General features: G+C 68.0%; 19 protein-coding genes. 13 read left to right on the top strand and 6 right to left on the bottom strand.

Annotated elements, in window-relative coordinates:
* The first annotated feature begins 6 nt into the window (after window positions 1-6).
* The 8 genes from AC5IG3_RS04420 to AC5IG3_RS04385 all read left to right on the top strand — a co-directional run bounded on the left by AC5IG3_RS04420 (window position 7) and on the right by AC5IG3_RS04385 (window position 8,968).
* Complete coding sequence (locus AC5IG3_RS04420) at window positions 7-486, top strand: GNAT family N-acetyltransferase (protein WP_491905098.1); 480 nt, start codon at window positions 7-9, stop codon at window positions 484-486.
* Window positions 487-551: 65 nt separating this feature from the next.
* Entirely contained in the window at window positions 552-1,583 is a 1,032-nt protein-coding gene (gene meaB / locus AC5IG3_RS04415; protein WP_491905281.1) for a methylmalonyl Co-A mutase-associated GTPase MeaB, read from the top strand.
* Window positions 1,584-1,642: 59 nt separating this feature from the next.
* Entirely contained in the window at window positions 1,643-3,175 is a 1,533-nt protein-coding gene (locus AC5IG3_RS04410; RefSeq protein WP_491905097.1) for an acyl-CoA carboxylase subunit beta, read from the top strand.
* A gap of 22 nt (window positions 3,176-3,197) precedes the next feature.
* Complete coding sequence (locus AC5IG3_RS04405) at window positions 3,198-5,273, top strand: acetyl-CoA carboxylase biotin carboxylase subunit (RefSeq protein ID WP_491905096.1); 2,076 nt, start codon at window positions 3,198-3,200, stop codon at window positions 5,271-5,273.
* A gap of 10 nt (window positions 5,274-5,283) precedes the next feature.
* Entirely contained in the window at window positions 5,284-5,748 is a 465-nt protein-coding gene (locus AC5IG3_RS04400; protein WP_491905095.1) for a VOC family protein, read from the top strand.
* Between the two features lie 134 nt (window positions 5,749-5,882).
* On the top strand, window positions 5,883-7,781 hold the full coding sequence (locus AC5IG3_RS04395; protein ID WP_491905094.1) for a propionate--CoA ligase: 1,899 nt from the start codon (window positions 5,883-5,885) through the stop codon (window positions 7,779-7,781).
* Between the two features lie 88 nt (window positions 7,782-7,869).
* Window positions 7,870-8,250, top strand: a complete 381-nt coding sequence (locus tag AC5IG3_RS04390) for a CidA/LrgA family protein (protein WP_491905093.1) — start codon at window positions 7,870-7,872, stop codon at window positions 8,248-8,250.
* Entirely contained in the window at window positions 8,243-8,968 is a 726-nt protein-coding gene (locus tag AC5IG3_RS04385; protein ID WP_491905092.1) for an LrgB family protein, read from the top strand. Before AC5IG3_RS04390 ends, AC5IG3_RS04385 begins: the two co-directional genes overlap by 8 nt.
* Window positions 8,969-8,996: 28 nt before the next feature.
* On the opposite strand, the gene AC5IG3_RS04380 is transcribed toward AC5IG3_RS04385, so the two are convergent.
* The 6 genes from AC5IG3_RS04380 to AC5IG3_RS04355 are packed head-to-tail and all read right to left on the bottom strand — an operon-like array spanning window position 8,997 to window position 14,068.
* Window positions 8,997-9,728, bottom strand: coding sequence for an ABC transporter ATP-binding protein (locus AC5IG3_RS04380; RefSeq protein WP_491905091.1), 732 nt, complete (start codon window positions 9,726-9,728; stop codon window positions 8,997-8,999).
* On the bottom strand, window positions 9,725-10,513 hold the full coding sequence (locus tag AC5IG3_RS04375; RefSeq protein ID WP_491905090.1) for an ABC transporter ATP-binding protein: 789 nt from the start codon (window positions 10,511-10,513) through the stop codon (window positions 9,725-9,727). The genes AC5IG3_RS04380 and AC5IG3_RS04375 overlap by 4 nt, the downstream gene beginning before the upstream one ends.
* A 2-nt stretch (window positions 10,514-10,515) precedes the next feature.
* Window positions 10,516-11,388, bottom strand: coding sequence for a branched-chain amino acid ABC transporter permease (locus AC5IG3_RS04370; RefSeq protein ID WP_491905089.1), 873 nt, complete (start codon window positions 11,386-11,388; stop codon window positions 10,516-10,518).
* 4 nt (window positions 11,389-11,392) lie between these two features.
* Window positions 11,393-12,274: a branched-chain amino acid ABC transporter permease gene (locus AC5IG3_RS04365; protein ID WP_491905088.1), complete on the bottom strand. Its 882-nt coding sequence runs from the start codon at window positions 12,272-12,274 to the stop codon at window positions 11,393-11,395.
* 15 nt (window positions 12,275-12,289) lie between these two features.
* On the bottom strand, window positions 12,290-13,447 hold the full coding sequence (locus AC5IG3_RS04360) for an ABC transporter substrate-binding protein (protein WP_491905087.1): 1,158 nt from the start codon (window positions 13,445-13,447) through the stop codon (window positions 12,290-12,292).
* A gap of 36 nt (window positions 13,448-13,483) precedes the next feature.
* Window positions 13,484-14,068, bottom strand: coding sequence for a hypothetical protein (locus tag AC5IG3_RS04355; RefSeq protein WP_491905086.1), 585 nt, complete (start codon window positions 14,066-14,068; stop codon window positions 13,484-13,486).
* A gap of 118 nt (window positions 14,069-14,186) precedes the next feature.
* Between AC5IG3_RS04355 and AC5IG3_RS04350 the strand changes: the two genes are divergently transcribed.
* The 5 genes from AC5IG3_RS04350 to AC5IG3_RS04330 are packed head-to-tail and all read left to right on the top strand — an operon-like array spanning window position 14,187 to window position 18,307.
* Window positions 14,187-14,975, top strand: a complete 789-nt coding sequence (locus AC5IG3_RS04350) for a ParB N-terminal domain-containing protein (protein WP_491905085.1) — start codon at window positions 14,187-14,189, stop codon at window positions 14,973-14,975.
* Between the two features lie 13 nt (window positions 14,976-14,988).
* Window positions 14,989-15,993 carry a tRNA dihydrouridine synthase gene (locus tag AC5IG3_RS04345; protein ID WP_491905084.1) on the top strand — a complete coding sequence of 335 codons (1,005 nt, stop codon included), beginning with the start codon at window positions 14,989-14,991 and terminating at the stop codon, window positions 15,991-15,993.
* A gap of 39 nt (window positions 15,994-16,032) precedes the next feature.
* Entirely contained in the window at window positions 16,033-16,857 is an 825-nt protein-coding gene (locus AC5IG3_RS04340) for a TatD family hydrolase (RefSeq protein ID WP_491905083.1), read from the top strand.
* Window positions 16,854-17,375, top strand: a complete 522-nt coding sequence (locus tag AC5IG3_RS04335; RefSeq protein WP_491905082.1) for a DNA-deoxyinosine glycosylase — start codon at window positions 16,854-16,856, stop codon at window positions 17,373-17,375. Before AC5IG3_RS04340 ends, AC5IG3_RS04335 begins: the two co-directional genes overlap by 4 nt.
* Complete coding sequence (locus AC5IG3_RS04330; protein ID WP_491905081.1) at window positions 17,372-18,307, top strand: class I SAM-dependent methyltransferase; 936 nt, start codon at window positions 17,372-17,374, stop codon at window positions 18,305-18,307. Before AC5IG3_RS04335 ends, AC5IG3_RS04330 begins: the two co-directional genes overlap by 4 nt.
* Window positions 18,308-18,317 lie beyond the last annotated feature (10 nt).

Here is an 18,317-nt window from a genome sequence, read left to right as displayed (position 1 = left end):
TCGCCTATGAATTCACCCACGTCTGCCGTCCCGTCATCGCCCCGGCTGGAGCTGGCTCCTGCGGGTGAGGGCGATTTCGAATCGCTGCTCGCCCTGCGCATGGCCGCCATGCGCGAGAGCCTGGAGCGCTTCGGCCACTTCGACCCGCAGCGCGTGCGCGAGCGCCTGAGCCGGGGCTACAACCCGGCGCATGCCCGCCACATCCTGCGTGACGGCGAACTGGTGGGCTTCGTGGTGGTGATTCCGCGCGAGCACGACTGGCTGCTGGACCACCTCTACATCCACCCGAGCGCGCAGGGCGAAGGCATCGGTGGCTGGGTGATGCGGCAGGTGCTGGCCGAGGCCGACGCGCAGGCGCGCCCGGTGCACGTCACCGCGCTACGCCACAGCGACGCCACGCGCTTCTACCAGCGCCACGGTTTCATCCTGGAAGCCGAAGGCGAGTGGGATCTGTACTTCCGCCGGCCGGCCCAAGCCGCCACTTGAGCCTTCCGACCATGACTGAAGCCGCTGCCGCGCTGGATTTCAGCGACCTGGCCGAGCCGGAACGCATGCTGGCGCTCGGCATCACGGGTGATGTCTCGGGCCAAACGCAGGCCGTGCAGCGCCGCGCCATGGCCAAGGCCATCACGCTGCTGGAGTCGACCCGGCCCGAGCACCGCCTGCGCGCCGATGCGCTGCTCAACGCGCTGCTGCCGCACACCGGACGCAGCTTCCGGCTCGGCATTTCGGGCGTGCCGGGCGTGGGTAAGTCGACCTTCATCGAGGTGCTGGGCCTGCACCTGATCGGCCTGGGCCACCGCGTGGCGGTGCTGGCGGTCGACCCGTCGAGCAGCGTCTCGGGCGGCTCGATCCTGGGCGACAAGACGCGCATGGAGCACTTGAGCGTGCACGAGCGCGCCTACATCCGCCCCAGCCCGAGCAGCGGCACGCTCGGCGGCGTGGCCGAAAAAACCCGTGAAGCCATGCTGGTGGCCGAGGCCGCCGGCTACGACATCGTCATCGTCGAGACCGTGGGCGTCGGCCAGAGCGAGACGGCAGTGGCCGCCATGACCGACATGTTCGTGCTGCTGCAACTGCCCAACGCCGGCGACGACCTGCAGGCGATCAAGAAGGGCGTGATGGAGTTGGCCGACCTGGTCGTCATCAACAAGGCCGACCTTGACGTGCACGCTGCCACCCGTGCCCAGGCGCAGATTGCCAGTGCGCTGCGCCTGCTCGGTCTGCACGACCAGCACGGCCGCCACGCGCCGGCGCATGGCGACACCGCCGCACATCAGGGCGCCACGCTGTGGACGCCGCAGGTGATGCAGTTGAGCGCGCTCAAAGGCGCCGGCCTGGGCGACTTCTGGACCGCCGTGAGCCGCTTCCGCGAACTGCAGGCCGCCAGCGGCCGGCTGGCCGAGCGGCGCCAGCAGCAGAGCCTGGCCTGGATGTGGGAGCGCATCGAGGCCGGCCTGCAGCAGCGCTTCAAGGCCCATGCCGACGTACGCACTGCCTTGCCGGCCCTGACCGACGCGGTGCGCGCCGGACGCGTGGCGGCCTCGGTGGCCGCGCGCCAACTGCTCGACCTGTTTCACTGAACACTTTCCGAATTTCCTGAATCCCCCGAATCAAGATCGCGAACGAGGAGCACTCCACCATGCATGACATCCAGCAAATGCTCGAAGAAAAGCGCGCCAAGGCCCGCTTGGGCGGCGGCGAGAAGCGCATTGCCGCGCAGCACGCCAAGGGCAAACTGACGGCGCGCGAGCGCATCGAGTTGCTGCTCGACGAAGGCACCTTCGAAGAGTGGGACATGTTCGTCGAGCACCGCTGCGTCGACTTCGGCATGGCCGACAACAAGATCCCCGGCGACGGCGTCGTCACCGGCTACGGCATGATCAACGGCCGCCTGGTGTTCGTCTACAGCCAGGACTTCACCGTCTTCGGCGGCGCCTTGAGCGAATCGCACGCCGAGAAGATCTGCAAGGTGATGGACCAGGCCATGAAGGTCGGCGCGCCGGTGATCGGCATCAACGACTCGGGCGGTGCGCGCATCCAGGAGGGCGTGGCATCGCTGGGCGGTTACGCCGAGGTGTTCCAGCGCAACGTCATGGCCAGCGGCGTGGTGCCGCAGATCAGCATGATCATGGGCCCGAGCGCCGGCGGCGCGGTCTACTCGCCCGCCATGACCGACTTCATCTTCATGGTGAAGGACTCCAGCTACATGTTCGTCACCGGCCCCGAGGTGGTGAAGACCGTGACGCACGAGGAAGTCACCGCCGAAGAACTCGGCGGCGCCACCACCCACACCACCAAGAGCGGTGTGGCCGATCTGGCGTTCGAGAACGACGTCGAAGCGCTGCTGATGCTGCGCCGCTTCTTCAACTACCTGCCGCTCAACAACCGCCAGAAGGCCCCCGTGCGCCCGAGCGGCGACGCGGCCAACCGGCTCGACTACTCGCTCGACACGCTGGTGCCCGACAACGCCAACAAGCCCTACGACATCAAGGAGCTGATCCACAAGGTCGTGGACGACGGCGATTTCTTCGAGTTGCAGCCCGACTACGCCGCCAACATCGTCATCGGCTTCGCCCGCATGGAAGGGCAGTCAGTGGGCATCGTCGCCAACAACCCGCTGGTGCTGGCGGGTTGCCTGGATATCAAGTCGTCGATCAAGGCGGCGCGCTTCGTGCGCTTCTGCGATGCCTTCAGCATCCCGGTGATCACCTTCGTCGACGTGCCCGGCTTCATGCCCGGCACTTCTCAAGAGTACGGCGGCATCATCAAGCACGGCGCCAAGCTGCTCTACGCCTACGCCGAGTGCACGGTGCCCAAGGTCACCGTCATCACCCGCAAGGCCTATGGCGGCGCGTATGACGTGATGAGTTCCAAGCACCTGCGCGGCGACGTCAACTTCTCCTGGCCCAACGCCGAGATCGCCGTGATGGGCGCCAAGGGCGCGGTGGAGATCATCTTCCGTGAAGACAAGGGCGATCCGGCCAAGCTCGCGGCCAAGGAAGCCGAATACAAGGCCCGCTTCGCCAATCCGTTCGTGGCCGGGGCCCGTGGCTTCATCGACGACGTGATTCAGCCGCACGAGACCCGCAAGCGCATCTGCCGTTCGCTGGCGATGCTGAAGGACAAGAAGCTGGAAAACCCGTGGCGCAAGCACGGCAACATCCCCCTGTAATCCGGCCGCGGAGTTTCAACACATGTTCACCAAGATCCTCATTGCCAACCGCGGCGAAATCGCCTGCCGCGTCATCAAGACCGCCCAGAAGATGGGCATCAAGACCGTTGCGGTCTACTCCGAAGCCGACAAGGACGCGCGCCACGTCGAGCTGGCCGACGAAGCCGTGCTGCTCGGCCCCGCGCCCAGCCGCGAGTCGTATCTGGTCGCCGACAAGATCATTGCGGCGGCCAAGGCCACTGGCGCGCAGGCGATTCACCCTGGCTATGGCTTCCTGTCCGAGAACGAGGCGTTTGCCAAGCGCTGCGAGGACGAGGGCATTGCCTTCATCGGCCCGCGCCACTTCAGCATCGCGGCCATGGGCGACAAGATCGCCTCCAAGAAGCTGGCCAAGGAAGCCAACGTCAGCACCATCCCCGGCTACAACGAAGCCATCGACACGCCCGAGCAGGCGGTCGAGATCGCCAAGGGCATCGGCTACCCGGTGATGATCAAGGCTTCGGCCGGCGGCGGCGGCAAGGGCCTGCGCGTGGCCTTCAACGACAAGGAGGCCTTCGAGGGCTTCTCGTCCTGCCGCAACGAAGCGCGCAACAGCTTTGGCGACGACCGCGTGTTCATCGAGAAGTACGTGCTCGAGCCGCGCCACATCGAGATCCAGGTGCTCGGCGACAGCCACGGCAATGTGCTGTACCTGAACGAGCGCGAATGCTCGATCCAGCGCCGCCACCAGAAGGTGATCGAAGAGGCGCCGTCGCCCTTCATCAGTGACGCCACCCGCAAGGCGATGGGCGAGCAGGCCGTGGCATTGGCCAAGGCCGTCAAGTACCAGAGCGCCGGCACGGTCGAGTTCGTGGTCGGCAAGGACCAGGACTTCTACTTCCTCGAGATGAACACCCGCCTGCAGGTGGAGCACCCGGTCACCGAGTGCATCACCGGGCTGGACCTGGTCGAGCAGATGATCCGCGTCGCCGCCGGCGAGGCGCTGGCGTTCAAGCAGGAAGACGTCAAGCGCGACGGCTGGGCGATCGAGTGCCGCATCAACGCCGAAGACCCGTTCCGCAACTTCCTGCCCAGCACCGGTCGTCTGGTGCGCTACCAGCCGCCCGAGCAGCAGCTGGAGCAGGGCACCGAGACGCTGGTGGGCGCGGCCTATGAGGGTGCGGCTTACGGTGGCGTGCGCGTGGATACCGGCGTCTACGAAGGCGGCGAGATCCCGATGTTCTACGACTCGATGATCGCCAAGCTCATCGTGCACGGCCGCGATCGCAACGAGGCGATTGCCAAGATGCGCGAGGCGCTCAACGGCTTCGTCATCCGCGGCATCAGCAGCAACATTCCCTTCCAGGCCGCGCTGCTGGCGCACCCGAAGTTCGTCGCGGGCGACTTCAACACCGGCTTCATTGCCGAGCACTACAGCCAGGGCTTCAAGGCCGAGGACGTGCCGCACGACGACCCGCTGTTCCTGGTGGCGCTGGCCGCCTTCGTGCGCCGCAAGGCCCGCCAGCGGGCGTCGGGCATCAGCGGCCAGCTGCCGGGTCACGGCGTGACGATTGCGCCGGACTTTGTGGTGGCGGTGCTGGGCGAGCAGGGCCAGCATGTCTATCACTCGGTCGCGGTCGACTCCTATGACACGAGCACCGCCAGTGCCATCGTGCGGGTGGGCGAGCGCGGCTATTCGATCGCCAGCCCGTCCAAGCTCGGCGACGCGCTGATGCAGGGCGTCGTCAACGGCCGGCCGTTCACGGCGCAGGTCGGGCAGGCCACGGCCCGCCGCCCGCTGGCGCTGCGCGTGGCACACAACGGCACGCAGATCGACGCGCTGGTGCTGGCGCCGCGCGCAGCCGAGCTGATGAAGCTGATGCCCTACAAGGCGCCGCCCGACACCAGCAAGATGCTGCTCTCGCCCATGCCCGGCCTGCTGGCCGACGTGGTGGTGCAGGTCGGCCAGAAGGTGCTGGCCGGCGAGCGCCTGGCGGTGATCGAGGCCATGAAGATGGAAAACATCCTCACGGCGGTGCAGGACGGCGTGGTCAAGGCGGTGCTCGCCACCAAGGGCGAAAGCCTGAGCGTCGACCAGCCCATCCTGTCGTTCGAGTGAAGGCGCTGACATGACGACCAAGCCCTTCAAGATCCTCGGCATCCAGCAGATCGCCATCGGCGGCACGAGCAAGGACAAGCTCAAGAGCCTGTGGGTCGACATGCTCGGCCTGACGGTCAAGAGCACCTTCGTCAGCGAGCGCGAGAACGTCGACGAGGACATCTGCCAGCTCGGCAGCGGCCCGACCGCCGTCGAGGTCGACCTGATGCAGCCGCTCGATGTCGACAAGAAGCCGGCGGTGCACACCACGCCGCTCAACCACGTCGGCCTGTGGGTTGACGATCTGCCGAAAGCGGTCGAGTGGATGACGGCTCAAGGCGTGCGCTTTGCGCCGGGCGGCATCCGCAAGGGCGCGGCGGGCTACGACATCACCTTCATCCACCCCAAGGGCAACGAGGCGTTTCCGCTGGGCGGCGAGGGCGTGCTGATCGAGCTGGTGCAGGCGCCCGCCGAGGTGATCGCGGCGTTGTCCTGAGCGGACGTCCGCGCTGCATTTGCGTTTGCGCAAGGGCTGACGACAGTTCGCGACAGGACTGCGTCAGTCGCTGCCGGTGAAATCAAGAACTACACTCGCCGCGCTGGTCGGCGGGCGCCAGAGGAGACAATCTCATGACGAATTACGCCGACTTTCATCGCCGCTCCATCGACGACCGTGACGGTTTCTGGGGCGAGCAGGCCCAGCTGATCGAATGGCACAAGCCCTTCGACCAGGTCTGCGACTACAGCAACCCGCCGTTCGCCAAGTGGTTCGTGGGCGGCGAGACCAACCTCTGTCACAACGCCGTCGACCGGCACCTGAAAGACCGCGCCGACCAGAACGCGCTGGTGTTCGTCTCGACCGAGACGAACCAGGAAATCATCTACAGCTTCCGCGACCTGCACGCCGAAGTGCAGCGCATGGCCGCCATCCTGCAGGCGCAGGGTGTCGTCCAGGGCGACCGCGTGCTGATCTACATGCCGATGATTCCCGAGGCCGCGTTCGCGATGCTGGCCTGCGTGCGCATCGGTGCCATCCACTCGGTGGTGTTCGGCGGTTTTGCCAGCCACTCGCTGGCCAGCCGCATCGACGACGCTGCGCCCAAGGTCATCGTCAGTGCCGACGCCGGCATGCGCGGCGGCAAGGTCGTGCCCTACAAGCACCTGCTGGACGAAGCCATCACGCTGGCCGCCAGCAAGCCTGCCAAGGTCGTGATGGTCAACCGCGGCCTGGCCGAGATGAGCCGCATCGAAGGCCGCGACCTCGACTACGCCACGCTGCGCGCCGAGCATCTCGACACCGTCGTGCCCTGCACCTGGGTCGAATCGACCCACCCGGCCTACACGCTCTACACCAGCGGCACCACCGGCAAGCCCAAGGGCGTGCAGCGCGACACCGCCGGCTACACCGTCGCGCTGGCCGCGTCGATGAAGCACATCTACCAGGGCGAGCCGGGCGAGACCTATTTCTGCACCAGCGACATCGGCTGGGTGGTGGGCCACAGCTACATCATCTACGGGCCCTTGATCGGCGGCATGGCCACCATCATGTACGAGGGCCTGCCGATCCGCCCCGACGCCGGCATCTGGTGGAGCCTGGTCGAGAAGTACAAGGTCAGCGTGATGTTCTCGGCCCCGACCGCCGTGCGCGTGCTCAAGAAACAGGACCCTGCGTATCTCAGCAAGTACGACCTCTCCAGCCTCAAGGCACTCTTCCTGGCCGGTGAGCCGCTGGACGAGCCGACCGCCAAGTGGATCGCCGAGGCGCTCGGCCGCCCCATCATCGACAACTACTGGCAGACCGAGACTGGCTGGCCGATCATGGCCATCTGCAACGGCGTCGAGAAAGCCGCCACCAAGTTCGGCTCGCCCGGCAAGGCGGTCTACGGCTACGACATCAAGTTGATCGACGACAGCACCGGCGAGGAAATCACCGAGCCCAACAAGAAAGGCGTGGTCGCCGTGGCCGGCCCGCTGCCGCCGGGCTGCCTGCAGACCATCTGGGGCGACGACAAGCGCTTCGTCAGCACCTACTGGACCACCATTCCTGGCAAGCTGCTCTACAGCACCTTCGACTGGGGCGTGCGTGATGCCGACGGCTACTACTTCATCCTCGGCCGCACCGACGACGTCATCAACGTCGCCGGCCACCGTCTGGGCACGCGCGAGATCGAGGAAAGCATCTCCAGCCACGCGGCGATTGCCGAGGTGGCGGTGGTCGGCGTCGCCGATCAGCTCAAGGGCCAGGTCGCGATGGCGTTTGCGGTGGTCAAGGACGCCAGCCGCATCGCCACGCCCGAGGACATGCGCAAGCTCGAAGCCGAAGTGCTCAAGGTGGTCGACGACCAGCTCGGCGCCGTGGCTCGCCCGGCGCGCGTGCGCTTCGTCACCGTGCTGCCCAAGACCCGCTCGGGCAAGGTGCTGCGCCGTGCCATCCAGGCGGTCTGCGAAGGCCGCGATGCCGGCGACCTGACCACCATGGAAGACCCGGCCGCGCTGGCGCAGATCAAGGACCTGGTCACGCCCGCCTGACGCGCCCCAGGTGTCCGGCCTGCCGTGGCATGCGGTGTGGCCGGGCACTCTTAACATCGCGTTCTTCCCCAACCCTGGAGTGACGCCGATGCCCGCCCTGCGTGGTTTTGCCCTGCTGCTGGTGCTGCAGACCCTGGGCGAGGTGCTGGTCCACGCGCTGGGCTGGCTGGTGCCCGGGCCGGTGATGGGCTTGCTGCTGCTGTTCGCGGCCCTCGGCTGGCCGCCCTTGCGCGCGCCGGTCGAGGCCGCCGCGCAGGTGCTGCTCACGCACCTGTCGCTGCTGTTCGTGCCGGTGGGCGCCGGCATCATCCTGCACGTCGACCTGCTGGCGCGCTACGGGGTGGAGTTGGTCGCCACGCTGGTGCTGTCGACCGCCATCGGCATCGCCGTCACTGCGGGGGTGCTGCAGACGCTGATGCGGCGCTGGCCTGAAACAACTGACCCCAGCGAGGGCCCGCGCGATGCATGAGGCCGTGCAACTCTGGGTCTACCTGGCCTCCAGCCCGCTGTTCGGCCTGAGCGCCACGCTGGTCGCCTACGTGCTGGCGCAGGCGCTGTTCGTGCGGCTGGGCTCGCCGCCGTGGGCGAATCCGGTGCTGGTGGCGGTGCTGATCCTGACCAGCGTGCTGTGGGCGACCGGCACTGCCTACGGCGTCTACTTTGCCGGCGCGCAGTTCGTGCACGTGCTGCTGGGGCCTGCCGTGGTGGTGATGGCGTGGCCGCTCTGGCAGCGCCGGCTGGAGTTGCAGCGGCGTGGGCTGCATCTGGTGCTGGCGGCGGTGGCGGGCGGGGCGGCATCGGCGCTCAGCGCCGTTGCCATCGGCGCCGCACTGGGGCTGGATGGCAAGGTGCTGCGCTCCCTGGCGCCCAAGTCCGTTACCGCGCCGGTGGCGATGGGCATTGCCGAACGCATCGGCGGCGTGCCTGCATTGGCGGCGGCCTTCGTGCTGATGACCGGCGTATTCGGCGCGTTGATGGGCAAGTACGTGCTCGATGCGATGAACATCCGCGACTGGAGCGTGCGCGGCTTCGCCCTTGGTAACGCCGCCCACGGCATCGGCGCAGCGCGGGCCATGCAAGTCCACCCGGACGCCGGCGCCTACGCCGGCCTGGCGCTGTGCCTGCAGGCGCTGCTGGCGTCGGTGCTGATGCCCTTGCTGGCGCCGTGGGTGGCGCGGTGGTTCTGAAGCCGGCGCAATGTCTCACGCCTTACGTTCAAGCCCCCAGATACGCTTCCCGCACCCGCGGCTCGTTCAGCAACTCCGCGCCGCTGCCCTGCAGCACGATGCGGCCGTTTTCCAGCACATAGGCGCGGTCGGCGATCTTGAGCGCCTGGCGCACGTTCTGCTCGACCAGGAAGATCGTCAGACCCTGGCGGTTGATGTCGCGCAGTGTGCGGAAGATGCCCTGCACGATGATCGGTGCCAGGCCCATCGATGGCTCATCCAGCAGCAGCACGCGTGGCTTGGCCATCAGCGCGCGGCCGATGGCGAGCATCTGCTGTTCGCCGCCTGACAAGTTGCCCGCCAGGCCGGCCTCGCGCTCTTTCAGGCGCGGAAACAGCGTGAAGATCTCTTCCAGATCACGCGCTCGCGCGGCCGCACCGTCTTTGCGGGTGTAGGCGCCGAGTTCGAGGTTTTCACGCACGGTCAGCGAGGTCAGCGTCGCGCGGCCCTCGGCCACCTGCACCACGCCCGAGGCGACGATGCGGTGCGCAGCCTCGGCCGCGATGTCGCGGCCGTCGAACAGCACCTGGCCCGCCGCCTTCTTGACCAGCCCTGAGAGCGCCAGCAGCGTGGTCGACTTGCCCGCGCCGTTGGCGCCCACCAGCGTGGTGATCTGGCCAGCGTGCAGGTCGAGGTCGATGCCGCGCACGGCCTCGATGTGGCCGTAGTTGACAGTCAGGTCGCGTACCGAAAGCAGCGGTTTCACGGTGGATGCGCTCATGCCGTCACCTCATCGCCGGCCGTGGCTTCGTCGTCCTCACGGCCCAGATAGGCCTCGATCACCTGCGGGTCACGGCTGATCTGCTCAGGCGGGCCTTCGGCAATGATGCGGCCGAAGTTGAGTACCGCGATGCGGTCGCACAGGCCCATCACGAAGCGCATGTCGTGCTCGATCATGAAGAGGGTGTAGCCGCGCGCCTTGATGGCTTCGATCACCCGCATCAGCTCGGTCTTCTCGGTGGTGTTCATGCCGGCCACGGGCTCATCGAGCAGCAGCAGTTGCGGCTCGGTGGCCAGCGCGCGGGCGAGTTCGAGCTTGCGCTGCTCGCCATAGGACAGGTTGTCGGCGGTGTCATGCGCCTTGTGGTCGAGCTTGACCCAGCTGAGCAGTTCCATCGCGCGGTCGCGGGCACGCTTTTCCGCCGCGCGGTAGCCGGGCAGGGCGGCCAGCAGGCCGAGCACGCCGTAGTCCAGGTGGCGGTGCTGGCCGACCACCACGTTCTCCAGCAGCGTCATCTCCTTGAAGATGCGGATGTTCTGGAAGGTGCGCGCCAGCCCGCGCCGCGTGATCTCGTGCGGCGCGTGGCCCAGCAGGCTGTCGCCCTGGAAGTGGATGTCGCCCGACGTGGGCGGCAGCAGTCCGGTGATCAGGTTGACCACCGTGGTCTTGCCGGCGCCGTTGGGGCCGATCAGGCCGAAGATGCTGCCCTGCGGGACGGTGAAGCTCACGTCCTGCAGCACCTTGAGGCCGCCGAAGTGGCGGGAGACGGATTGCAGTGCCAGCATGTTCAGGCCTCCGTTTTGGCTGCGGGCTGGCGACCGATCCAGCGCTTGAAGCGCACCGGGTCCCACAGCCCCTTGGGCAGGAACAGCACGATCAGCACCAGGATCAGGCCGTTGACGACCAGGCGGAAGTCCTTGAAGACGCGCAGCGCCTCGGGCAGCAGCGTCAGGATCAGCGCGCCCAGCACCGGGCCGTTCAGGCCGCCGATGCCGCCCAGGATCGTCATGGTCAGGATCTCGACGCCACGGTCGAAGCCGTACTCGTTCGGGCCGATGAAGAAGGTCAGGTGCGCGTTGAGCGTGCCGGCCAGCCCGGCAATCGCCCCACCCAGCACGAAGGCCAGCATCTTGTGCGCGTTGACGTCGATGCCCATCAGGCCGGCGGCAGTCTCGTCTTCCTTGATGGCCTCGAACGCCCGGCCGACCTTGCTGCGCCGCAGCCGCGCCAGCGCGAACAGCACCACCGCGACGGCACCCAGCACGTGCCACCACTGGGTCGATTGCGGAATGCCGTTCAAGCCGAGTGCGCCGCCGCTCCAGTCCTCGGTGTTGAGGATGACGACGCGCACCACCTCGCCAAAGGCGAGCGTGGCCATCGCCAGGTAGACGCCCGAGAGCCGCAGCGTCGGCTTGCCGATCACGAAGGCCACCACCGCCGGCGCGGCCATGCCGGCGGCCAGCGCCACCGGGAAGCTCACGCCGTAGTTCATCGTCAGCAGCGCCGAGGTGTAGGCGCCTATGCCCATGAACGCGCCGTTGGCCATGGCCAGCATGCCGCACGACAGCGTCAGGTAGATCGAGATGGCCAGCAGCGCGTTGGTGCCCAGCGTGAGCACCAGGTTGCTGTAGATGGCCCAGAAGTTGTCGAAGGAATCCATCGGCTTAGACTTTTCTTTCCTGCAAGGTGCCGAACAAGCCCTTGGGTCGCACCAGCAGCACCAGGAACAGCAGGCCGAAGCCGACCGCGTCGCGCATGTTGGAGCCGATGTAGGCCACCGACAGCACCTCGGCAAAGCCCAGGAACAGCCCCGCCAGCATTGCGCCGCGGATGTCGCCCATGCCGCCGAGGATGATCACCGCAATGCCCTTGTGCAGCATCGGCTGGCCCATCAGCGGGAACAGCGCGTTGGAGTACAGCCCGATCAGCACGCCGGCGACGCCGCCCAGGCCCGCCGCCACGAAGCTGGTCAGCATGAACAGCCCCTCGACGTTGATGCCCACCAGCGCGGCAGCCTTGGGGCTCTCGGCAATGGCCCGCAGCGCGCGGCCGAGCTGGGTGCGCTTGAGCGTGAGCATCAGCGCCGTCATCAGTGCAAACGACAGGCCGATGATGCCCAGCTCCAGCACCGTGATGTGCAGGCCGGCCAGGTTGAGCGTGTCCTGCGGCAGCACCTCGACCGGGAAGCGCAGGTTGCCGGCGCCGAACACGCCCTGCACGCCGTTGTTGAGCACGATGGCCACGCCGATGGTGGCGATCATCGGAATCAAGTGCGGCGCGTTGCGCGCCCGCAGGCGCTTGAGCACCAGCGCGTCGATCAGCAGCCCCAGCGCGCCCGAGACGACAAACGCCACGCCCAGGGCCACGGCCAGCGGCGCCTGCAGCAGCGTCACCGCCTGCAGGGCCGCGTAGGCGCCGAGCATGAACACGGCGCCATGCGACAGGTTGACCACGCCCAGCACGCCGAAGATCAGCGTGAAACCGAGCGCAAACAAGGCGTAGACGCAGCCCAGCGAGAGCGCGTTGAAAAGCTGCTGTTCAAGCACGATGCGGCGTCCTGCTTACTTCTCGATCTGGTAGCTCGTGCCCTTGGTGACGCTCACGATGGCGTCCTGCTGGGCGTCGTAGCCGGCTGGCTTGCCGGCACGGTCGGTGGCACGGCGGAAGCTGAAGGCACCGGTGGCGCCCGTCCACTTCACGGCCGGCAGCGCGGCTTGCAGCGCGCTGCGGTCGGCGGCCAGATCGCCGCTCAACTTGACCTTCTTGAGCGCCTGGCTGGCGATGTTCATCGCGTCATAGGCCTGTGCGGCGAACTGGTCCGGCGTGGCCTTGAACTTCTGCGTGTAGGCGACGATGAAGGCGCCGTTTTCCTTGGACTGGTTGATGATCGACCACGGGCTGCCGACCCACAGGTTGTCGCTGGCGCCCTTGGCCAGGTCGAATACCTTGACCGAGTTCATGCCGTTGCCGCCGATGAACGGCAGGTTCAGGCCCAGCTGGCGCGCCTGCACCATGATGGGCGCGCCTTCGGCGATCAGCGCCGACAGCACGATGGCGTCGGGGTTGCCGGCCTTGATCTTGGTGAGTTGCGCCTTGAAGTCGACGTCGCCCTTGGCGAAGGTCTCGGTGGTGGTCACCGCGATGTTCTGCACTTCCAGCGCCTTCTTGAAGTTGTCGTAGCCGCTCTTGGTGAAGACGTCGTCGTTGCCGTAGATCACCGCGACCTTCTTGATGCCGGCCTTCTTGGCGGCGGTGCGGATGGTCACCGGCAGCACGTCGGCCTCGGTCACCGAGTTGCGGAAGACGTGGTCACCAATCGACGTGATGCCGTCGGCGGTGTTGCTGGTGCCGAACACCACGGTCTTGGCGGCCTGCGCGATCGGATCGGCCGCCTGGGCGGAGTTCGACAGCGTCGGGCCGAACAGCATCAGCACACGGTCCTGGAAGATCAGTTTCTTGAAGGCGTTGATCGCTTCTTCCTTCTTGCCCTGCTCGTCCTCGATCACCAGCACCAGCTTGTTGCCGTTGACACCACCGGCGGCGTTGATCTGGTCGGCAGCCAGCTGGAAGCCGTTGCGGATGCTGTTGCCGTACTGTGCGGCCGGGCCGGACAGGGCTTCGGCAACGCCGATCTTGATGTCAGCGGCCTGGGCGGCAGCGCCCAGCGTGGCGGCTGCAGCGACGGCGATCAGGCGCAAAGAAAACGAGAAGTTGGACATGGCGGGCTCCTTGGCGAAACCCGTGATGCTAGCGGTTCATTCGATCGTCAGCTTCTCGATCCAGCGCGCGCCGGGCGCGATGTCGTCGCGGTAGGCCGGTTTGTAAGGCGGCACGGAAGGGTTGTCCGGCGGGGCGCTGATGCGGTTGAGGTCGATGGCCTGCGGGCTGCCGACCAGGCCCTGGTCGGTGAGCGCCATCTTGTAGTAAAGCCCGTTCCAGAGCTTGGCGCTGAACTCGGTCGGCAGCTTGTAGATGAACAGCAGCGAGTGTTCCAGCCAGGCAAAGTCCGCCTTGCCCGCCGTGACGCTGACCGTGCCCTGCTGCGGGTAGGGGTAGGGCACGTGGCAGACCACCTCGACCTGGCCGTCCAGGCACTTGAACTCCTTCATCGACAGGAAGTAGTCGGTGAAGCGGGCGCTGTCGGGCTTGAGCGTGAACGCGATCAGGCCTGCGCCGCGCGGCTCGAAGCTCACCGTGCCCAGCGTCAGGCGCTGCTGGTCGCGGGTGTGGGCGATCAGCGTCTTGTCGCCGGCCAGTTCCCAGGCGGGGGCCAATGCTGGTGCCGCCAACAGCAGTGCTGTGAGCAGGATTCTTGCGGTGCTGAAGATGCTGTGGGTCATGGCGGATCTCGGGTGGCGGGCAGCCGCCGAGCCTACGGGGCCTGGCCGGGTGTGACCAGAGGGGAACCTAGAATCCGCCCCCTTCTTTCCGTCTTGAAGCCTTGCAGGCTCTCCGCCCATGAACATCGTCGTCAACGCAGAACTCCAGGCCTACATCGACCCGTTGACCGCCGAGGAGCACGAGGCGCTGGAGCGCAGTCTGCTGGCCGAAGGCTGCCGCGATGCACTGGTGCTGTGGGGCGAGGTGCTGGTCGACGGCCACAACCGCTACGGCCTGTGCATGAAGCACGGCCTGCCGTTCCAGACGGTGCAGAACCCGCGCTTCAAGTCGATCGACGACGTGCACCTGTGGATGATCGACCAGCACCTGGGCCGCCGCAGCGTCTCGGACTTCCAGCGCGGCGTGCTGGCGCTGCGCCAGCGCGAAATCGTCGCGGCGCAGCGGGCGCAGGTGCTGGCCGCGGCGGGCCGGGATACGGGCGCGGCCGACGCCGAAACGCCGGCAGCCGTGCCCACGCAAGCGCCCCTGACCCGCCGTGAGGCGCTGGCCCGCGCCGCGCGCCTGAGCAGCAATCAGGTCGTGATGATCGAGAAGATCCAGAAGCAGGCCGCGCCCGAGGTGGTGGCCGCCGTGCGCGCGGGCGACATCTCCATCAACGCCGCAGCCGCCGTGGCCAGCCTGCCGGCCGAGGAGCAGGTCGCCGCCGCCCAGGCCGGCAAGGACGAGCTCAAGCAGGCCGCCAAGCGGGTGCGCGAAGCCAGGCGCAAGCCGCGTGACGAAGCGGCCGCGGCACAAGAATCGGCTGAGCCGGACCCGCTGCAGGCCTTGCAACAGCGCGTGGCCGAGCTGACCGCCGAGAACGACGCCCTGCGCCGCCAGGTGGCCGAGCTGCTGGCTGCCCACTGACCGGCCCGCCGCCATGGCCCTGTTGCTGGCGCCCATGGAAGGGCTGCTGGACTTCATGTTGCGCGATGTGCTGACGCGCGTGGGCGGCATTGACCGCTGCGTGTCGGAGTTCATCCGCATCACCGACACGTTGTTGCCTGAGCGCGCTTTCAAGCGCGTCGCGCCCGAGTTGAACCACGCCAGCTTCACGCCGGCCGGCGTGCCGGTGCGCGTGCAGCTGCTGGGCTCCGACCCCGGCTGTCTGGCCGAAAACGCCGCCAAGCTCGCCACGCTCGGGCCGGCGGGCATCGACCTGAACTTCGGCTGCCCGGCCAAGGTGGTCAACCGCCACGGCGGCGGTGCGGCGCTGTTGCAGGAGCCGGAGCTGCTGCACCGCATCGTGGCCGCGGTGCGCCGGGCGGTGCCGGCCGAGATGGTGGTGTCGGCCAAGATGCGGCTGGGCTTCAACGACGACCAGCGCGCCGAAGCGTGCGCCCAGGCGATTGCCGACGGCGGCGCCAGCGAACTGGTCATCCACGCCCGCACCAAGGCCCACGGCTACCGCCCACCCGCCTACTGGGACCGCATTGCCGACGTGCGGCAGGTGGTGCGCATTCCAGTGGTGGCCAACGGCGAGATCTGGTCGGTGGAAGACGCCCGGCGCTGCCAGGCCGCGTCGGGCTGCACCGATCTGATGCTGGGGCGCGGCATCGTGTCCGACCCCGGTCTGGCGCTGGCGATCCTGGCCGATCAGGGCTTGAACCCCGGCAAGGCGCCGCCCGAATGGGTCGATCTCCAGCCGCTGCTGGCGTACTTCTGGCAGCTCAACCTGACGCACCAGGAGCCGCGCGCCCGCGCCGGCCGCATGAAGCAGTGGCTCAACTACCTGCGCCGCCGCTACCCCGAGGCGCAGGACGCTTATTTGGCGCTGCGCACCATCAGCGACACCCAGGTCATGAGCGCGTGGTTGCAACAGCACCTGGCCGCGCCGCCCAAGGTGGACGCGCCGGTGGCTGAGGCCGGCCTCACCGCCGCCTGATCGGCACCTGAGGCGCGCCGCGCAGGCATCATCTCGGCCATGCAAGCGCCCCTCTGGATCGACACCCACTGCCACCTCGACGCGGCCGAATTCGACGTCGACCGCACGGCAGTGCGCGAGCGCGCCCGCGCCGCCGGCATCGGCCGGCTGGTGCTGCCGGCGGTGTGCTCGGCGAATCTGGATCGCGTGCGTGCCCTGGCGCACCAGCACGGCGACGCCTACGCGCTGGGCCTGCACCCGCTCTATGTGGGCGCCGAGCCGGCCGATGCGCTGACGCGGCTGCGCACGGCGCTGCAGGCGGCCATCACTGACCCGCGTCTGGTGGCGGTGGGCGAGATCGGGCTGGACGGCTTCGTGCCCGGCCTGGACTGGGCCACGCAGGAGCGCCACTACATCGCCCAGCTGGCGCTGGCGCGCGAGTTCGGCCTGCCGGTGATCCTGCATGTGCGTCGCTCGGCGGATGCGCTGCTCAAGCAGCTGCGCCGCATGCCGGTGGCGGGTGGCATTGCGCATGCTTTCAACGGCAGCGAGCAGCAGGCGCACGCCTTCATCGACCTGGGTTTCAGGCTCGGCTTTGGTGGTGCGCTGACGTTCGAGCGCGCCCTGCAGATCCGCCGTCTGGCCGCGAGCCTGCCGGCCGACGCGATCGTGCTGGAAACCGACGCGCCCGACATTCCGCCGCACTGGCTCTACCGCACCGCCGAGGAGCGCGCCACCGGCCTGACCAGCCGCAACGAGCCGGCCGAGCTGCCGCGCATGGCGGCGGTGCTGGCAGGGTTGCGCGGGCTGAGCCTGGAAGCGCTGGCGCAGTTGACGACGGCGAACGCCCACGCGGCGCTGCCGAGGCTGGCGGTGCTGGAATGACTGACGCCGCGCTCCCGCCCGATCTCCCGGTCCTCACCGGCCTGCCGCCCGTCATCGGCCCCCACACCCGCCTGATCGTGCTGGGCAGCTTTCCCGGCGTGGCCTCGCTGGTGGCGCAGCAGTATTACGGCCATCCGCGCAACCAGTTCTGGCCGATCCTGTCGGCGCTGTGGGGCGTGGATCTGGTCGGCCTGCCGTATGCGCAGCGGCTGGAGGTGGTGACGGCGCGCGGGCTGGGCATCTGGGACGTGTACGCCAGCTGCCGCCGGCCCGGCAGTCTGGATGCCGACATCCGCGAGCCGGTGCTGAATGACTTGCCCGGTCTGCGGCTGCGCGCGCCGCCATTGCAGGCGCTGGCGCACAACGGCGGCGAGTCGGCACGCGCCATGCGCGTGACGGCTGGGCTGGGTTTGCCGCTGCATCGGCTGCCGTCGACCAGCCCGGCCAACGCCAGTTGGCGCTTTGATCGCAAGCTCGCGGCGTGGCGCGAGGTGTTTGCGCTTTACGATTTGGCATGAGCCAAACCGAACCCACCGATCCCATCGATCCCGTCAATCCCCTGCCGGCCCGCAAACCCGTCCGGCGCGTGCCGATGGCGACCCTCTCCGAGTTCGACGGCGTGCGCTACCTGCACCTGGGCAACACGCCCTGGGTGCAGGGCGCGATGCGGCTGCGCAAGCCGCGCAAGCTCGAACTCGACTACGTGCAACGCATGATGGCGTGGCTGCTGCTGCGCGATCCCGCCGACTGGCCGGATGTGCCCGACACCGCCCCCGCATCGGCCTGGCCCGCCTTGCACGCCGTGCAACTGGGCTTGGGTGCCGCGACGCTGACGCGCTATTGCCATGACGAGTTGCGCCTGCGCACCACCGCCGTCGAACTCAACCCGCAGGTGATCGCGGCCTGCCGGCAGTGGTTCCGGCTCGGCCCCAACACCGATCGCCTGCAGGTGATCTACGCCGACGCGGGCGACTGGGTAGCCGACCCGGCGCGGGCAGGCACGGCCGATGTGCTGTGCGTCGATCTCTACGACCACCAGGCCGCTGCGCCGGTGCTCGATGGCGAGGATTTCTACGCCCACTGCCACGCGCTGCTGGCGCCCGGCGGCGTGATGGCGGTCAACCTGTTCGGCCGCAGCGCCAGTTTCAATCGCAGCGCGCGGCGCATCCAGGCCGCGTTTGCGGGTGATGGAACCGCCGATGGCACAGGCGAGGGCGGCCAGACCCGTTTTCTGGTGCCGACCGAGGAAGGCAACACCATCGTGCTGGCGATCAAGGGCCGCGCCTGGCCGGACGCGCACACTCTGGCTTCGCGCGCCGCCCATATCGCGGCCCGCACCGGCATGAAAGCCGACGAGTGGGTGAATTTGATACGCCCGGTGCCTGCAGCCCGGGCGCGTCGGGCGCCCGATGCGGTGCGTCCTGCGCATACTGAAATCCCTGACGCCTGATTCACCACCG

Origin of the sequence: Leptothrix sp. (in: b-proteobacteria), from assembly GCF_965250675.1 — a bacterium.
GTDB lineage: Bacteria > Pseudomonadota > Gammaproteobacteria > Burkholderiales > Burkholderiaceae_C > Sphaerotilus.
This window is presented reverse-complemented; position numbering and strand designations above follow the sequence as displayed.

Bases quoted from the DNA above. Each gene is read 5' to 3' on its own strand.
- AC5IG3_RS04330 (WP_491905081.1), top strand. From the start codon at position 17,372: ATGAGCCAAACCGAACCCACCGATCCCATCGATCCCGTCAATCCCCTG.
- AC5IG3_RS04380 (WP_491905091.1), bottom strand. From the start codon at position 9,728: ATGAGCGCATCCACCGTGAAACCGCTGCTTTCGGTACGCGACCTGACT.
- AC5IG3_RS04335 (WP_491905082.1), top strand. From the start codon at position 16,854: ATGACTGACGCCGCGCTCCCGCCCGATCTCCCGGTCCTCACCGGCCTG.
- AC5IG3_RS04360 (WP_491905087.1), bottom strand. From the start codon at position 13,447: ATGTCCAACTTCTCGTTTTCTTTGCGCCTGATCGCCGTCGCTGCAGCC.
- AC5IG3_RS04350 (WP_491905085.1), top strand. From the start codon at position 14,187: ATGAACATCGTCGTCAACGCAGAACTCCAGGCCTACATCGACCCGTTG.
- AC5IG3_RS04355 (WP_491905086.1), bottom strand. From the start codon at position 14,068: ATGACCCACAGCATCTTCAGCACCGCAAGAATCCTGCTCACAGCACTG.
- AC5IG3_RS04395 (WP_491905094.1), top strand. From the start codon at position 5,883: ATGACGAATTACGCCGACTTTCATCGCCGCTCCATCGACGACCGTGAC.
- AC5IG3_RS04340 (WP_491905083.1), top strand. From the start codon at position 16,033: ATGCAAGCGCCCCTCTGGATCGACACCCACTGCCACCTCGACGCGGCC.
- AC5IG3_RS04420 (WP_491905098.1), top strand. From the start codon at position 7: ATGAATTCACCCACGTCTGCCGTCCCGTCATCGCCCCGGCTGGAGCTG.
- AC5IG3_RS04400 (WP_491905095.1), top strand. From the start codon at position 5,284: ATGACGACCAAGCCCTTCAAGATCCTCGGCATCCAGCAGATCGCCATC.
- AC5IG3_RS04410 (WP_491905097.1), top strand. From the start codon at position 1,643: ATGCATGACATCCAGCAAATGCTCGAAGAAAAGCGCGCCAAGGCCCGC.
- AC5IG3_RS04390 (WP_491905093.1), top strand. From the start codon at position 7,870: ATGCCCGCCCTGCGTGGTTTTGCCCTGCTGCTGGTGCTGCAGACCCTG.
- AC5IG3_RS04345 (WP_491905084.1), top strand. From the start codon at position 14,989: ATGGCCCTGTTGCTGGCGCCCATGGAAGGGCTGCTGGACTTCATGTTG.
- AC5IG3_RS04385 (WP_491905092.1), top strand. From the start codon at position 8,243: ATGCATGAGGCCGTGCAACTCTGGGTCTACCTGGCCTCCAGCCCGCTG.
- AC5IG3_RS04375 (WP_491905090.1), bottom strand. From the start codon at position 10,513: ATGCTGGCACTGCAATCCGTCTCCCGCCACTTCGGCGGCCTCAAGGTG.
- AC5IG3_RS04370 (WP_491905089.1), bottom strand. From the start codon at position 11,388: ATGGATTCCTTCGACAACTTCTGGGCCATCTACAGCAACCTGGTGCTC.
- AC5IG3_RS04405 (WP_491905096.1), top strand. From the start codon at position 3,198: ATGTTCACCAAGATCCTCATTGCCAACCGCGGCGAAATCGCCTGCCGC.
- meaB (WP_491905281.1), top strand. From the start codon at position 552: ATGCTGGCGCTCGGCATCACGGGTGATGTCTCGGGCCAAACGCAGGCC.